This is a genomic window from Sphingomonas sp. GC_Shp_6 (genome assembly GCF_026540835.1).
Lineage (GTDB): Bacteria > Pseudomonadota > Alphaproteobacteria > Sphingomonadales > Sphingomonadaceae > Sphingomonas.
Genome location: NZ_JALNUO010000009.1, coordinates 92,332 through 108,952 on the forward strand (window position 1 = coordinate 92,332; position 16,621 = coordinate 108,952).

Consider the following 16,621-nt stretch of genomic DNA (forward strand, 5'->3'; position numbering starts at 1 on the left):
GGCGATTGGCGCCTCAGTGGCGATGCTGCTGGCGCAGGCGGTAGCGGCCATCGGCATAGCCGACGAACAATCCCGATATCGCGGGATGGTCCACCGGCTCGTCGCTTTCGTCCGCCACCAGATTCTGCTGGCTGACATAGGCGACGTAGCTCGATTCCATGTTCTCGGCGAGCAGGTGATAGAAGGGCTGGTCCTTGCGGGGCCGCACGCCTTCGGGAATCGCGTCATACCATTCCTCGCTGTTGGCGAAGACCGGATCGACGTCGAAGATCACGCCGCGAAAATCGAACATCCGGTGACGCACCACGTCGCCGATCGAAAACCGGGCATGCGCGATCGGGGGCGCCTTCACCTCGGTGGCGGCGGCGTGTTCGGTGATGTCGTGACGGGGCATGCCTGCAATCTAATCATTGTTTCGCAGCGCACAAGCAGCCCCTTGTATCCCCCAAATGATTGCGTTAGGGCGCGCCCCTCGACCGGCCGACCCCGCATCCAGCAGGGCCGTAAGATCCTCGCGGAGAGGTGGCAGAGTGGTCGAATGTACCGCACTCGAAATGCGGCGTGCCCTCACGGGTACCGTGGGTTCGAATCCCACCCTCTCCGCCATTTACCCGCCCGTTGGCATTGGTTCTGGATGATCTAGGCGGATGTTTCCTGCCAGATGCTGACACGCAGGTGGACAGATGTGCTCACCCCAATCCGAGCATACGGTAGATGGCGTTCTGGTCATTCCTGAACGTTAGAGTTGATAGAGGTAAGTTGGTGGCTTTATCGCTCGACAGCGATGGCAGCCGCGGCTCTGCAACCCGGGGCCAGTTTCTGCTCGGTCCGCAACCCGGCTGGCAAAGCCCTCGTGTCAGCCGCCGATCGTCACGGTCGTGGGGTGCGGCATGTCCGGTATCGTGAAGAGCAGCGTATGCGCGTTGGCATCGACCCGCGCCGGCACTGGCCCGCCCGCCACGGCGACGTGCGGCAAAGCAGACGTCCACGCGTGTACCGTCACGTCGATCGCATGCCACCAGGGGTGGAAACGACCGTCCCGTGCCGCGAAGACCAGGTGGGTGGCGTCGCACGTCACGCGCTGCCGCAGATAGTCCCCGCGCCGATAGGCAAAGCTCACGCCGTCGTCGAGGTACAGCGAGCCGCGGCAGTCTGCGCCGGGATAGACGCCAAGCGCCAAATTGCCCTTCGGCACCTCGCCCGTCGCCTGCACCAGCGGCTGGCGGGGAACGATCGCGCCTGGCCGCACGAACACGGCGAGGCGGTCGAGCGTCGGCTTCTCGTTCGTGGCCGCGGCCGAGATGCGCTGGCCGGTCCAGTAATCATACCAGCCGGAGTCGGGCAGAGGGTTGGTATAGGCCGCCGGCGATTCGGGCGTCGGCGGCGGCGCCACGAGCAGATCGTCGCCCAGCATGAACTGCTGTTCGGTGCCGCCGAGATGGTCGCCCTTGGCCACCACCCCGGGATAGTCGAGAAACACCGGCCGCATCAGCGGCAGGCCGGTACGGCTGATCTCGTCCGCCAGCGCATAGAGATACGGCAGCAACCGGTAGCGTTCCTCGATGTAGCGGCGGCGGATCGCTTCCTGCTCCGGGCCATGGACCCACACCTCCTGCGCCGGCTTGTCCTTCTGGTAGTGATCGCGGAAGATCGGATTGAAGGCGCCCACCTCGATCCAGCGCGTCAGGAGTTCGGGCGATGGCGCATCGCCGGCGAAGCCGCCGATGTCGTCGCCCGCATAGGCGAAGCCGGACAGCCCCAGGCTGACGAGCTGCGTCGTCGACAGATTTAGATGCGCCCAACTCGATAGGTTGTCGCCGGTCCAGGTCGCGGCATAGCGCTGGCCGCCGGCATAGGAGGCGCGCGTCATCACGAACGGCCGGCGGTCGGGCGCGAGCGCGAGCACCCCCTCATAGGTCGCGCGCGTGTTGAGCAGACCATAGACGTTGTGCATCTCGGCATGCGTGGCCGTGCGGGATGCGAAGCCGGGTTCCTCGATCCGGTGGCGGACATCGAGCGGCATGGTCTTGGTGGGCGTATCGAACACCGAGGGCTCGTTCATATCGTTCCAGAAACCCGAGACCCCCATGCCGACGAGGGCGTGGAACTGGTTGCCCCACCACGCCCGCGCCTTGGGGCGGCTGAAATCCGGAAACATCGAAGGGCCTGGCCAGACCGGACCGACATAGGGCCGTCCGTCGGGCCGCTTGACGAAGATGTCCGCCGCGCTTCCGCTGTCATAGGCGGCATAGCCTTGGCCGGGCGCATCCGCGATGTGGAGGTCGGTGATGGCGACGAGGTGAAGGTCCTGCGTCGCGAGCGACCGCACCAGGCCGGGCAGATCCGGGAACGCCTTCGTGTCGACGGTGAATGGACGATCACGATCCTGATAGTCGATGTCGAGCCATAGCGCGTCGGCGGGGATGTGGTCGCGGCGCAGGCGGTCGGCGATGCCCTGCACCTCGCCCTGCGTCATGTAGCTCCAGTGCGATTGCTGGAAACCCAGCGCCCAGAGCGGGGTGAGCGGCGGCCTTCCCGTCAGATAGGTGTAATCCTGCACGATCGCCTTCGGCCCTGCTCCGGCCATGACATAATAGTCGAGCGGCCCGCCTTCGGCACCGAACGACCAGGTGTCGCGCTCCGCTTTGCCGAAATCGAAGTTGCTGCGCCACGTGTCGTCGAGGAACAGGCCGAAGCTGGTGCCGCCGTCCTGCAGCCCGATCACGAACGGCACCGACTTGTAGAGCGGGTCCGTCGCCGGGCCGAAGCCGAACGAGTCGCTGTTCCACAAGGTGAAGGCGCCGCCCCGCCGGTCGAGCGGACCGGTCTTGTCGCCCAGGCCGAAGAAATGTGCGTCGCTCGGCATCGCCTTGCGGACGTGGAAACCGCCTGCGGTGTCGAAGGCCAGCGCGTCGCCCGGCGCGTCGTCGAGCAGCACGTGACCGGCCCGGTCCGCGATCGTCATCCGCAGATGCGTCCGGTCGAGCGTGACGGTGATCGCGGCGGTGGTCAGCCGCGTCTCGTCGCCCGATTCCACGACCGTGAACGGCACGCGGTGCGCCCGCACATCGGCCGGCACCGCCCATGACGCATCCTCCGGCAGCGCGGGATGGCCGGCGCGTACGCGCACGATGTCGTCCCGCGGCGCCGTTATCTCCAGCACCACGCCGCCCTGCGCGACCGTGTAGCGATCGGTCGTCCGCGCGGAGGCGCCGGCCGCCGTCAGCGCCATGGCCGCGAGCAGCACGATATGCCGGCCCCTCATGCCAGAACGAAGCTTGCCGGCGTGCCGCCCGTCGCCGACGGCGCGATCACGACGTCGAAGGCGCCGGGATCGGGGTAGCTCGTCAGATCGGCATGGACATAGCCCAGATCGGCCGCGGTCAGCGTGAAGGCGACGGTCGCGCTCTGGCCGGGCGCGAGATCGAGATGCCGGATGCCCTTCAGCACGCGGATGGGCTGGGTGATGCCCGCCACCCGGTCATGAATGTAAAGCTGCGCCACCTCGTGGGCCGGCCGATGGCCGGTGTTGGTGACGGTGGCGGTAACCGTCAGCGCGCCGCCGGCCGCCATCCGCGCCGGCGCGACGGTCGAACCATAGGCGATCGTCGAATAGGTCAGGCCATGGCCGAACGGATAAAGCGGCGCGTTCGTCACTTCACGGTATCGCGCCTTATAGGCTTTATCGTCGGTCAGCTGCGGCCGCCCGGTCGGCCGGTGGTCGTAGAAGAACGGCTCCTGCCCCGAGGCCTGGGGAAAGCTGACCGGCAGGCGTCCCTGGGGTGCGGCGTCGCCGAACACGAGGTCGGCAAGCGCATGGCCGGTTTCCGACCCCAGGAACCATGTCGCCATGATCGCCGGTGCGGCGCGCACCGCGCCGGTCAGCGCGAGCGCGCGGCCGTGGCGCAGCAGCACCACCATCGGCTTGCCGAGCGCGGCGAGCGCCTCGGCCAGCGCGAGCTGGGGCGCGGGCACGCCGATATCGACGCGGGCCTGCGCTTCGCCCGACATGCTCATGCTCTCGCCCACCACCAGCACGATCACGTCGCTCGCCCGCGCGGCCGCCATCGCCGCCGCGATCCCGCCGGCGAGCGGTGCCTCGTAATCCGATCCGCGCGCGACGTGCAGCCGCGCGCCCGATCCGAGCGCGGCGCGGAAGCCTTCCTCGATCGTGACGTGGTTGGCGACGTCGGGAAACACCGCCCATGGGCCCGGCAGGTCGGCCCGATCGGACACGGCAGGCCCGATCAGGGCGATCGCTCCGGTTTTGGCCAGTGGGAGGAGCCCGCCGTCGTTCTTCAACAGCACGACCGACTTGCGCGCCGCTTCCCGCGCCAGCGCCACCGTCTCGGGTCGGCGTATGTCCGCCGCCTCGCGCGCCGGGTCGAGCGAGCGATAGGGATCGTCGAACAGCCCGAGCGCTTCCTTCACCGCGAGCACGCGGCGCACCGCCCGGTCGATCACGGCCATCGGCACCCGCCCGGCCCGCGCCAGATCGGGCAAATGCTTCCAGTAGAGGCCGCTCTGCATCGAAATGTCGCAGCCCGCGGTCAGCGCCTTGACGACCGCATCGGGTCCGTCGGCGGCGTAGCCGTGCAGGATCAATTCCTCGTCGCCGGTATAATCGGACACGACAAGGCCGTGGAAACCCCATTGGTCGCGCAGAACCTCGGTGAGCAGATAATGGCTGCCGGTAGAGGGCACGCCGGCGATGTCGTTGAAGCTCGCCATCGTCGACAATGCGCCCGCGTCGAAGGCCGCGCGGAACGGCGGCAGATGGACCTGCCACAGCGTCGTCAGCGGGATGTCGGCGGTGTTGTACTCCATGCCACCCTGCACCGCGCCATAAGCGGCAAAGTGTTTCGGGCATGAGAGCATGCTCGTCGGATCGCGCAGGTCCTTGCCCTGAAATCCTTTGACGCGTGCGACGCCGAACTGCGCGCCGAGCCACGGATCCTCGCCCGACCCCTCGGCCACGCGTCCCCAACGCTCGTCGCGCGCCACGTCGACCATCGGCGCGAAGGTCCAGTGGAGCCCACGTGCGGTTGCCTCGATTGCGGCGGCACGCGCCGTGCGCTCGGCGAGCGATGGATCGAAGCTCGCCGCTTCCCCGAGCGGGATCGGAAACTGGGTGCGGAAACCATGGATGACGTCGCCAGCGAAGATCAGCGGGATCTTGTGCCGCGTCTGCTCGACCGCGACCTGCTGCAACGCGCGCCCGAGGGCCACACCCGAGCCGTTGAACAGCCCGGTCAGTTCGCCACGCGCGATCCGCGCCTTCAGCTCGACCAGCCCCTGGCGCTGGAGACCGGGATTGACCGCGGCGCCATCGTTGCGGACGGGATCGCTGTAGATCGAAAGCTGCCCGGCCTTCTCCTCCAGGCTCATGGCTGCGATCAGCGCATCGATCCGCGGCGCGATCCGGCCCGGCCGGGCGAGCAGCGGCCCCGTCGCCACCGTGACGGCCAGCGCGGAAGCGCCCTTCAGGATCGCGCGGCGTGAAAGGGTCATGCAGATGCTCCTCGAGAATGGCCGAGCCACGCGCCAGCCGCTGCGACGGGGCGAAAGCCGGCGGCGTGAAAGCCGCGACGGATGATGGGGCCGCTCGCGGCGCTTCGACAGAACCAGTCCCAAACGAGTCCGGACCGATGATTTTCCAGCCCGATCAGGATCGGTCCCTGATCGATGCCCAGATACTCGCCGCATACCCAGCCCGCGCGCGGATCGTGGGCGCCGGTCTTGGTCGGCATGTCGGCGGGGAAGCTGGGATTGAACGCGTCGACAAAGCCATAGTCGCGGTAGATCGCAGCGCCGTACCGCGCCCGCAGCGCACGGATCAGCGGCACGCCCAGGTCGGGCCTGAACATCACCGAACCGATCGCAGCCGTGGGCGCGATCGTACCGTCGTCGAACGACTCGCCGTCGCCGTCCTGGATGCCGCGCGCGCCATATTCGCGGAACAGCACGCGCCGGCCGCGCACCGCACCGGACGCGTCTGCCGGCCCCTGGCACGCTGTCAGGCCCCAGCAGTCCGCGCCATAGCCGACGAAACCGCCGGGGTTAGCGATCGCATAGGCTCGCTGCGCCGCCGTCGCGCGCTGCGAGTTGATGAAATAGTCGATGCCCTTGCCGCGCATGAAGCCATCGGCGACCCCGCGGAAGTCGTACCAGCCATGGGAATATTGGTGGCCGAACATCGGCGAGAAGCCGAGCCGCGGTTCACCGAAGTCGCTGCGCCAGCTTGTCCCGACCGTCGCGCTCCAACTCGCCCATGTCTGGGGCGGAAGCGGGTGCGTCGGCGAGGCGAGACCGAGCAGATAGATCAGCATGCCCTCGTTGTAGCGATCCCAGTTGCGGTCGATCAGGCCGCGCGCATCATGGTCGCGCAGGCCCGGCTCCGGATGCCAGCCCATGCTGACGAGCCCGTTGTCGCGCGCCATGAAGGTCCAGTCGACTCCTTCGTACAGGCGGAGCGCTGTCGCGCGCACTTGCGCCTCGATCGGATCGTCACGGTCGAAATAGCCCGCCGCCGTCAGCGCGCCGCCCAGGAAGAGCGCGGTGTCGACGCTCGACAATTCGCACCGCCCGAACCGCGTGGCGCCGGCCATGTCGAGAAAATGGTAGAAGAAGCCCTTGTGACCGATGCTGCCGGTCGGCTCGGGCCCCTGTCGACCCCGCGCGAAGGTGGCCAGCGTCGTCAGCGCACGGCGTGCCGCCGCGGCGCGCGCGACATAGCCACTCGCCGCGCCGATGCAGTAGGCGGTGAGCGCGAAGCCGGTCGCCGCGATCGAGGCGAAATTCGGTGACGGCCAGTTGTCGGGTGCCAAGCCGGTCACCGGGTGCGCGGTGTCCCAGAAATAGCGAAAGGTGCGCCGGTGAAGATCGGCGAGCACCGGGTCCAGCGATCCCGCCCTTTCCGCCCTGACGGCAACGCCGCCGCCGAGTGCAAGGCCGAGGGCGACACCCCCGCGAAGCAGACCACGCCGATCCATATGCATCGCTTCGCTCCTCAAGACCGGCGCCCGCCCGCCGCGCCGTGACCGGGCGCAGCGCAACATCGCGCGATGAACTGCTCGTGCGACGGCATCAGCGACACGTTCGAGGCGATCACCTTTCCGACATGATCGATCAGCGCGTGCAGATCGGCGTCGGCGACCCAGTCGACCGCCGGGTGATGGGTGCGCGGGTTCAAGCCCTGGCCGAGCATCACCTGTACCCAACTCGCCAGCCCGAACATCTCGGAGCCATCGCGGAAGAATTGGCCATCGGCACCGAACAGGTCGATGTTGCGCTGCAGCGCCTCCGGCACAGTCATCATCCGCATATGGTTCCAGAACGGCGAATCATCCCGCTGCGTGACGTGGTAGTGCAGGATGAGGAAATCGCGGATGCGCTCATATTCGAACGTCGATTGCTCGTTGTAGACGTCCTGCAATGCGACGTCGCAGTCGGCGTGCGGGAACAGATGCATCAGGCGGTTGATACCGGCCTGGACGAGATAGATCGCGGTCGATTCCAATGGTTCGAGAAAGCCGCCGGCAAGACCGATGGCGATGACGTTGCGATCCCACAACTTGCGGCGCTTCCCGGTCGTGAAGCGGATCGGCTTCGGATCGGCCAAGGGCTTGCCGTCGAGATTCGCCAGCAGAATATCCGCTGCGCGGTCGTCGGTGGTGAAGGCGCTGCTGTAGACATGGCCGTTGCCGGTCCGATGCTGCAGCGGGATGCGCCACTGCCATCCCGCCTCGCGCGCGGTCGAGCGGGTATAGGGGGTCGGCGGGCCCGTCTTTTCACACGGCACCGCCAGCGCACGGTCGCACGGCAGCCAGTGCGTCCAGTCGTCGAACCCGACCTTCAGCGCATCGCCGATCAGCAATGCGCGAAAGCCGGTGCAATCGAGAAACAGGTCGGCGCGGATGCGCTCGCCGCTTTCCAGTTGTACGCTGTCGACGAAACCGCGGTCTCCACCCCGATGCACGGCGACGACCTTGCCCTCGACGCGTCGCACACCCTGCGCCTCGGCACGGCGGCGGAGGAAACGGGCATAGAGCACCGCATCGAAATGAAAGGCATAGGCGATGTCGGCGAGTGGCGAGCCCTTGGGGGCGTCACTCGGCGCTGCCATGAACTTGCCGAGTGGCGCGGCGACCGTGTTCAGCGAATAGGCGCCGATATCCTTCGCCTGCCCCCGGGCCCGCGCCTTCAACCAATATTGGTGGAACGGCAGCAGCCCCAGATCGCGGCCGATGGTGCCGAAGCCGTGGACGTAGCTGTCGCCGATCCGGCCCCAGTCGTCGAACCGGATGCCGAGCTTGAAGCTGCCCTGCGTCTCGCGGACGAATTCCGCTTCGTCGATCTCGAGCATGCGGTTGAAGGCGGAAAGGTGAGGGACGGTCGCCTCGCCGACGCCGATCAGCCCGATCTCCTCCGATTCCACCAGCGTCACGTCGATCTTGCGACCGAACATCTTGGAGATGGCGGCCGCGCTCATCCAGCCCGCGGAACCGCCGCCGATGATCGCCACCGACCGGATCGGCGCCGCGCCTTGCTGTTCCGTCATCGATCACCGTTCAGGGTTTGAGTGCCGCGATCCAGGCACGCCTCGCATACCGGAACCGGTCAGGAAACGGGTGGCGTCGGGGCTGCGCGGCACGACGGCCGCGACCCGGGTAGGCGCCCGGACCGCGGCTGCCGCCGAACCGCCTAGAAGTGCAGGCCCGCCGAGAACTTCACCGTGAAGGGCAGGCCGGTCGAGGTCGAGCGGTTATACTGCGCCGGTGCGAGCAGGTTGACGTTGCCATACGGCAGCCCTCCCGTGACGCCGGCCGGCAGTTGGGTGTTGTAGAAGATCGCGTTGGGATCGTAGTTCTTGAAGTTGAACAGGTTAAGGATGTCCGCGCGGACGAAGCCGCCGACCGACTTGTAGAACGTCACGTCCTTGGACACCTGAAGATCGATGTCCTTGTAGCCGAGGAAGCCGTTCGGCCGCCGGCTGTAGAACAACGACTCGCCGCCATAGGAGTTACAGGCCGCCGAGCAACCGATGATGGTGGTGGCGTATTGCGGCGTCGCCAGCGTGACCTTGGTCGCGGCCGAGATGCCCCAGAACAGATCGCGCGTGTAGGTCGCCACGATCCGGTGCGTCGGCACTGCGGTCGCCCGGACATAGGGATACAGGTAGCTGTACGGCAAATCGAACAGATACTGGTTGCTGTTGATCGAATAGGGGTTGGCCCCGCCCGCGAGATTGTTCTGTTCGGCATAGGACAGCGTGTACGAGATCGTCGCGCTCCAATGCGAATCCCGCGTGTACGCCTTCTGTGCGCCGATGCCGAGCTGCAGCAGCCGGTCCTTGGCACCGTTGTCGAACAGGATGAGCGAGCCCGCGCCGGGCACCCCCGATGCGCCCCATGGGATGCCGTTCTGGAAATAGGAGCCATCGCTGTAGCGGTTGCCTAGCCGGCCGACGATGCCGTCGAAGCTCTCGATGTACGACAGGGTGACTTCGGTGTTCCAGTCGCCGATCTTGTTGCGCATGCCGAGGCTGAACTGGTCGGAATGCGGCGTGCGGATGTTGTTGTGCAGCAGATCGATCTCGTGGGAGCTAGGCGCGATCGGGATCGTCGCCAGCCCCGCCGCCGTCAGATAGCTCGGATTGTAGGCATAGCAGTGGTTCGCCGAGTTGACGTCGTTCGCGGTGGCGCAGGCGCCAAACGAATCCGTGGTCTGCGCAGACGGGAAATAGACCTGCGGGTTGCCGTTGAGCGCAATCTTCAGCTGCTCCAGCGCCAGCGTGCCGAAGAGGTTGCGGTTGTATGCGCGGGCATAGCCGCCGAAGATGACGTGCCGGCTGTCGCCATAGACGTCGTAAGAGAAACCGAGGCGCGGCGAGAAATTGTTGGGCGCGTGGCGGTTGGTGCCGGTGCTGATATAGTCGTTGATGTTGTAGCCGGGCGTGTTGCCGTTACCCTGCGCAAGGACGGAGGCGTAGCTCTGCGACACGGTCGAGGAAAACGGCCCGTTGATGCCGGCCACGACATAGCCGGGCGTCACATAGTTCAGATAGGCCGGCACCTCCTCGCGATCCCAGCGCAGGCCGAGGTTCACCGTCAGGTTGCGATTGATGTTCCAATCATCCTGCACATAGGCGCTGTACTGCTTGTCGGTGGTGGTCACGCTCGGCGACGCGACGCCGGCCGACAGCAGCGGGTACTGCACCTCGAACGGCGCGGCGGCGACCCCGTTGGGGGTAACGGCATAATAATAGGTCGCGCTGTTCAGGTCGTTGCTCGCATTCTGCGAGGTCAGCTTGATCGAGTTGAACGTGAAACCCACGCGGAACGTGTGGTCGCCTGCCAGCTTGACGTTGGGTACCGTCAGGTCGTCCTTCGCGGTCCAGCCGCGCTGACGGCTGATCGCGCCGATCCCCGATCCCGCACCGCCGACGACGATCAGCGTCGTTTGCTGCCCGTTGATCGTGCCGTCCGGATAATAGACATATTGCTGCTGCGGCGTGATCGTGGTCGCGATCGTCGACGTGTTGGTATTCTGGTAGCCGACCAGCGCTTCGTTCGTCCAGCTCTCGGCGTTGTGCTGCCAGCGGAAGTCGGCGCGGCGGTCGTCGTTCTTGAACGGCGCGCGAGTCGAGGCGGCCGCCTGCCCGGTATTGCCACTAAGCGAGTTTTCGAGGCGAAACTTGATCGTGCCCTCGAACCGGTCCTTGTCGGTCGGCTCCAGGTCGATCTTGCCGAAATACAGATTTTCGGTGAACGGGTTCGTCACTGGGCCATATTGGCTGGCGATATTCGCCGGGAGCACCGCCACCGCCTGGGCCGGCGAGATACCGGAACCGGGCACGACGCTGTACTGGTTCGACAGGTCCTTGTGTTCCCAGGTGAAGAAGAAGTGCGCGATATCCTTGAGGATCGGGCCGCCAAGCGCGACGCCATACTGCTTGCTCGGCACCTTCGCCTTGGCGGTGTCGCTCGCTTCTTCGGCTATCGTGCGCGCGCGCAGATTCTGGTTGGTGTACTCGAAGAACGAGTCGCCGTGGAACTGGTTCGTGCCCGACTTGGTCTGCGCGATGATGACCGAGCTGCCGGCGTCGCCATAGGCGGCGCTGTAGTTCGACGTGACGACCTTGTATTCGCCGATCGCAAGCTGCGGGAACGGGTTGCCGGGATCGCCATTGCCCTGCGGGCCGCCGCTGCCGGTAATGCCGGAGCCGCCGTTGATGAAGTCCTTCTGGCTGACGCCGTCGATATAGACGTTCACCGACGAGGCGAGCTGTGCGCCGCCGCGGAGCGATGTGTTGCCCTGCGAATCGACCTGGAACTGGACGCCTGGAACCGTGTCGGCGAATTCGAGGAAGTTGCGCGTGATCTGCGGTAGCGCGGCGATGTCGTGCAGCGTTACGAACTGGTTCACTTCCGACGAGTGTACGTCGGTCGTCGGGCGCGTGCCGCGCACCACGATGTCGCCTGCCGCCGCTGCGTTCGCCGCATCCAGGTCCAGGACCGACGTCGATGCTACCGTGACGACGACATCCGCCGCCTGCGCACCGGCCACGACGTGGTAGTTGCCGGGCTGGAGACCGGCGATGACATAGGTGCCGTCAGCCCCCACCGTCGCACGACGAACCGAGCCGGTATTCACCTCGGTGGCCACGATCTCGACGCCGGCCTGGGCATGGCCGCGAAGCGTCGCCTGGGCGAGCTGGGCAAACGCCGCCGTCGGCGCCACGATTCCGCCGGCGGCGGCCATCGCCACCGCGGATGCTCCAAGCCGCGCAAGGACGGCCGCCCGCTGAAGACCCTTAACTTTCATGTTCCACCCCCTCATCCAGACTGCCAATCCAGTCCGTACGGCCCTCTGCGAGACCTCGTTCATCCGTATGTATCCGGTTACATTTGAAACGCAAGCAGGCGCATCGAGGACGACCACTCGGCTTTCGGAGTGTGGCATCGCCGCCACAATCGCTGGCGGCCGCTCGATCGGGATCGGTATACGGGGCGGCGTCTATCCTGGCCGCGTGGCGGCATGGGGATCGGCAGAACCATCATTCCCGTCGCTGCTGGCCCTGACGATCAGGTCGGGGCAGAATTGCTGAAGCAGGGGCGGCGCGGGTCCATCGCCGAGCATCGCGATCAGCGCACGCAGAGCGACTTCCCCGATGTCTGCGGCCGGCACGCGGAGGGTCGTCAGCGCAAGGTGGCGCGCGAGTGGAATATCGTCGAACCCGACCACCGCGACATCCAGCGGCACGCGCACGCCGCGGGATCTCAATGCCTGCATGGCGCCGAATGCCATCATGTCGTTGGCGGCAAACACCGCGTCGAACGCGACGTTCGACGCGAATAGCCGATCGATCGCGCGCGCGCCTCCGTCGTCGCGAAAATCCCCCTCGATCAGCACCGGCGGATCGCCGCCGAGCGCGTGAAGAGCCGCAACGAACCCTTCGCGCCGCTCATCCGCATCATAGTTTCCCCGCGGCCCCGTGATGTGGACGATGCGCCGTCGACCGATCGCCAAGAGATGACGCGCGGCGGCGTGAGCACCCTCGCGATTGTCGACGCCGATCGTCGGCCGTTCGCTGTTCGGTTCGCAAAAGACCTGGAGGCAAGGGTGGTCGGCAGGGACGAGTGCGTCGATCTCGTCTGCGCGCAATTGCGGCGCCATGACGAGCAGCCCGTCGACACGGCCGTGCATGGCGCGAAGCGCCTGGCCGGCCAGCACCGGATCGGCATGCATGGTGGAGAGCAGCAACAGATATCCCGCCTCGCTCGCTGCGCGATCGAAACCGCGGATGAGTTCGGAGAAGAATTCGCCGTGAAGGTCGGGTACGACGATGCCGATGGTGTGCGTCTTGGAGCGGGACAGCGACCGGGCGGCGGCGTTGGGGACATAGCGCAACGCGGCAACCGCTTTCATCACCCGCTCGCGGGTAGCGGTCGTGACGTTGTCGAGGTCGTTGAGCGTGCGGGAAACCGACGCGACCGAGACATTGGCCGATCGGGCAACGTCACGAATGGTCGCAGCGCGTGGCTTCAATCCCATAGACCGTTCCTTGTCGATCGCCTGACCGGGTCGAACGCGTTTGGGGGGACATCAGCCATTCGCCATCCTTGCAGCATCGCCTGATGATGACGTGAGTCCCGGCTTTTATCCAGCCAAAGGAGAGACAGGGTTCCGCGCGGACGCCCGGGAACAGGCTGCCGGAGCGGGGCGAGCGCGGAGCACTCGCGCCCGGTGTAAAGGGTGGACGGCGGAAAGAGGCGATTTCCGGACTCGTCGGTTGCGATCGAAGGCGCTCGCACCGCGCGGGGTCGCCACGGCTTCGTAGGCGGGACGATGAAGCCGCCTGACCTGTTGTCCGGGCCGGTGGTTGGGCGCACATGGGGACGGCTAATGTCCGCTTCCTCGCCCACGATTGATCGGCGCTCGAACGCCTTTCTGATGATCTATGCGCTCGCCAATGCCGGCGGGGTAATCGGCTATCTGCCGCTGCTCACGCTCTTGCTTCCGCTGAAGATCGAGCGGATCGCGGGCAATGCGCGGCTTGACCTGCTGGCAGCGACCGCAGTCGGCGGCGCGTTGGTGGCAAGTGCGGCGAACATCGGCTTTGGCTGGCTCAGCGACCGGTCGGTCGTTCGCGGCAATGGCCGGCGACGATGGATGGCCGGCGGCCTCGTCGCGATCGCCGCGTCCTATCTCCTGCTCATCGGGGCGTCCTCATGGTTCGCGCTGGTCGCCGCGGTGCTGTTGTTTCAGGTCGCGATCAATGCGCTGCTCGCGCCGATGGCCGCGCTGATGGCCGACGAGGTGCCCGACATCCAGAAAGGCGTTGCGGGCGGGCTGACGGCGCTAGCTGGCCCGGTGGCGTCGGGGATCGGCGCGGTGCTCGTCGGTCTCGCCATGCTCGGTGAAGACGCCCGCATGGCCATCATCCCGGCCGTGAGCGCTATGTTCGTCGTTCCGCTGCTGATGACGCGGGCACGGCCGGCCGACGACCCCGTCATGCCGCTTCCGCCAAGGCCGGCACGTCGCGACATCATCGTCGCCTGGGCAGCGCGGCTGCTGGTGCAGATCGCGGGGATCGCGCTGTCGCTGTACTTCTTCTACTATGTCGAGAGCCTGGTACCGGAAATGCCCAAGGCCATGCTGTCCCGGTCCGTCGGCCGCCTCATCGCGCTCGCCGCCGTGGCGGCCTTGCCGGTCGCGGTGCTGCTCGGCCGCCTCTCCGACCGCGTCGGGCGCCGTAAGCCGTTCCTGCTCGGGGCGGCGGCGCTGGCGGCAACAGGTCTCGCCGATATGGCGCTGGTCCATGCCTGGCAGCCGGCCGCGGTCGGCTTCGTCCTGTACACGATCGGGGCAGCCGTGTTCCTGGCCTTGCACGCCGGCTTCACGATGCAGCTCCTGCCCGATCCACGGCACCGCGGGCGCGACCTGGGGCTGGTGAACCTCACCAACACGCTGCCGTCCGTCCTTGGCCCTCCGCTCGCGTGGCTCTTGGCGACGCCGCGCGACTTTTCTGCGCTCCTGCTGGCCTTGGCGGCGCTGACGATCGCGGGCGGCGCGACGATGCTGGGGGTGCGGGGCCGCCGTTAGATGAGGTGGCGCTGCCTTCAGGTCATGGAACGTATGTGGTCGATAAAAGCCTTGAGGGGCGGCGGCACAAGCCGGCGGCTGGAATGATAGAGAAAAGGTCCCGAGAAGGGTTGCCACCATTCCTTGAGAACGGGTCGTAACGCGCCGCTCGTCAGATGAGGCTCCAACCAGCCCTCGAACAGGTGGATGACGCCAACCCCTGCGATCGCGGCCTCGACGGCCAGATCGATCGCGCCACCGATGCCGACGGTGAGCCTGGCCTGGGGATCGATGCGGATCACCTCTCCCGCGCGCTCGAACTCCCAGGGAGAGGTCAGCCGACCGCTGGCGAAGCGACCGAGGATGCAGGGGTGGGCAAGGAGGTCGCGCGGGTGCGCGGGGAGGCCATGCCTGTCCAGATGCGCTGACGAGGCGGCCGTGGCGAAACGCTGTACGCGCGGACCGATCGGGATCGCGATCATGTCCTGCTCCAGCCGCTCGTCATAGCGGATGCCCGCGTCGCAGCCCGAGGCCAACACGTCGACGAAGCCGTCCTCGGCGACGATCTCCACGGCGATGCCAGGGCGTGCGGCGAGAAAGCCGGGCATGATCGTTGGCAGCACCAGCCGGGCGGCGCTGACCGGTACGTTCAGCCTGAGCGTGCCGGTCACCCCCTCTCGCAGGTCGTCGACGGCGCCCAGCGCCGCAGCCACCTCGTCGAGCGCTGGCGCGAGCCGCTCGAGCAAGCGGGCACCAGCCTCGGTAGGCGTCACGCTGCGCGTGGTTCGGTGAAGCAGGCGGACGCCGAGTGACGCCTCCAGCCGGCGCACCGCTTCACTCAACGTGGACGCGCCGACGCCTGCCGTGCGTGACGCCTCGCGAAAGCCGCGGGCGCGTGCCACGGCCAGGAAGGCATTCAAGTCGGCAAGGTCAGGTGTCATTGTTCGTCTTTCCGCACGGCCTGTGCCGATCATGCCGGATTATCACCGGGGCCACCAAGCCCTAGCTAGCCCGGGAAGGAGACGATCCATGACGACCATCAACCAGGCAGGCAGCTTCACCCTCGGCGATCGCGGGGTCACCCGGATGGGCTATGGCGCGATGCAGCTCGCCGGACCGCATGTGTTCGGACCACCGAGCGACCGCGATGCTGCGCTGGCCGTGCTGCGCGAGGCGGTGGCAGCGGGCGTCACCCACATCGACACCAGTGACTTCTACGGTCCGCACGTCGTCAACGCGTTGATCCGCGAGGCGCTCGCCCCTTATCCGGATGACCTCGTCCTGGTGACCAAGGTCGGCGCGGTGCGCGGGCACGATGCCTCCTGGAACATCGCGGCGTCCGCCGACGACCTGCGCCGTGCGATCGAGAACAATCTGCGCAACTTGGGGCTGGACGCACTGGACGTGGTCAACTTCCGCGCGATGCTCGGCGGCGGCAACCAAGGCCCGACCGAAGGGTCGATCGCCGCACCCTTCGCAGCACTGGCGGCGATGCGCGAAGAAGGGCTGATCCGTCATCTCGGCGTCAGCAACGTCACGGAGCGCCAGGTCGCAGAGGCGAGGGGGCTCGCGCCGGTCGTTTGCGTGCAGAACCAGTATAATCTTGCCCATCGAAACGATGACGCGCTGATCGACGCGCTGACCGCGGACGGCATCGCCTATGTGCCGTTCTTTCCACTGGGCGGATTCAGCCCGCTTCAGTCGTCGCAGCTGGACGAGGTCGCCGCCGAGCTCGGCGCGACGCCGATGCAGGTGGCGCTCGCCTGGCTGCTGCGGCGTTCGCCCAACATCCTGCTGATCCCGGGCACATCGTCGATCGGGCATCTTCGCGAAAACCTGAAGGCCGCGTCGCTGCAATTGTCTGACGAGGCGCTGGCGAAGCTTGACCGGATCGGCAGCTAGCCGGCGTGAAGGTCAACCTGAACGCGCGGCCGTAATCGGGCGCTCGTTCAGGCGCAGTGAATGGCGGTTCGTGGGTCTGATCTGCCGCTGCCCCGGTCAACGGCGATTTTCGATCGTCATCACACAGCATCCA

At 66.7% G+C, this 16,621-nt stretch carries 10 protein-coding genes and 1 tRNA gene; 3 read left to right on the plus strand and 8 right to left on the minus strand.

Going from position 1 to position 16,621, the window contains the following annotated elements; all coding sequences use genetic code 11:
- Positions 1–13: 13 nt before the first annotated feature.
- Positions 14–394 (minus strand): heat shock protein HspQ, encoded by a 381-nt coding sequence (hspQ, locus tag OXQ95_RS12040; RefSeq protein WP_242096828.1) that lies wholly within the window; start codon positions 392–394, stop codon positions 14–16.
- Between the two features lie 122 nt (positions 395–516).
- Between hspQ and OXQ95_RS12045 the strand changes: the two genes are divergently transcribed.
- Positions 517–606: transfer RNA gene (locus tag OXQ95_RS12045), tRNA-Ser, on the plus strand.
- A 250-nt stretch (positions 607–856) separates the two neighbouring features.
- Here the strand turns inward: OXQ95_RS12045 and OXQ95_RS12050 are convergent.
- From OXQ95_RS12050 to OXQ95_RS12075, 6 genes are all read right to left on the minus strand, one after another.
- The gene (locus tag OXQ95_RS12050) at positions 857–3,265 is read right to left on the minus strand and encodes a TIM-barrel domain-containing protein (protein WP_267381735.1); all 2,409 of its coding nucleotides are present in this window, start codon (positions 3,263–3,265) and stop codon (positions 857–859) included.
- Positions 3,262–5,511: a glycoside hydrolase family 3 N-terminal domain-containing protein gene (locus OXQ95_RS12055; RefSeq protein ID WP_267381736.1), complete on the minus strand. Its 2,250-nt coding sequence runs from the start codon at positions 5,509–5,511 to the stop codon at positions 3,262–3,264. The genes OXQ95_RS12050 and OXQ95_RS12055 overlap by 4 nt, the downstream gene beginning before the upstream one ends.
- On the minus strand, positions 5,508–6,998 hold the full coding sequence (locus OXQ95_RS12060) for a glucoamylase family protein (RefSeq protein WP_267381738.1): 1,491 nt from the start codon (positions 6,996–6,998) through the stop codon (positions 5,508–5,510). Before OXQ95_RS12060 ends, OXQ95_RS12055 begins: the two co-directional genes overlap by 4 nt.
- A gap of 11 nt (positions 6,999–7,009) precedes the next feature.
- Positions 7,010–8,560: a tryptophan halogenase family protein gene (locus tag OXQ95_RS12065; protein WP_267381739.1), complete on the minus strand. Its 1,551-nt coding sequence runs from the start codon at positions 8,558–8,560 to the stop codon at positions 7,010–7,012.
- Positions 8,561–8,703: 143 nt separating this feature from the next.
- Positions 8,704–11,763 (minus strand): TonB-dependent receptor, encoded by a 3,060-nt coding sequence (locus OXQ95_RS12070; RefSeq protein ID WP_267381811.1) that lies wholly within the window; start codon positions 11,761–11,763, stop codon positions 8,704–8,706.
- A 255-nt stretch (positions 11,764–12,018) separates the two neighbouring features.
- Complete coding sequence (locus OXQ95_RS12075) at positions 12,019–13,056, minus strand: LacI family DNA-binding transcriptional regulator (RefSeq protein ID WP_242096833.1); 1,038 nt, start codon at positions 13,054–13,056, stop codon at positions 12,019–12,021.
- Between the two features lie 399 nt (positions 13,057–13,455).
- On the opposite strand from OXQ95_RS12075, the gene OXQ95_RS12080 reads away from it, so the two are divergent.
- The gene (locus tag OXQ95_RS12080; protein ID WP_267381740.1) at positions 13,456–14,607 is read left to right on the plus strand and encodes an MFS transporter; all 1,152 of its coding nucleotides are present in this window, start codon (positions 13,456–13,458) and stop codon (positions 14,605–14,607) included.
- Between the two features lie 17 nt (positions 14,608–14,624).
- Here OXQ95_RS12080 and OXQ95_RS12085 read toward each other — a convergent pair whose 3' ends face one another.
- A complete protein-coding gene (locus OXQ95_RS12085; protein ID WP_267381742.1) occupies positions 14,625–15,527 on the minus strand; it encodes a LysR family transcriptional regulator in 903 nt (300 codons plus the stop codon).
- An 88-nt stretch (positions 15,528–15,615) separates the two neighbouring features.
- Here OXQ95_RS12085 and OXQ95_RS12090 point away from each other — a divergent pair, with 88 nt between their 5' ends.
- Positions 15,616–16,488 carry an aldo/keto reductase family oxidoreductase gene (locus tag OXQ95_RS12090; RefSeq protein WP_267381744.1) on the plus strand — a complete coding sequence of 291 codons (873 nt, stop codon included), beginning with the start codon at positions 15,616–15,618 and terminating at the stop codon, positions 16,486–16,488.
- Positions 16,489–16,621 lie beyond the last annotated feature (133 nt).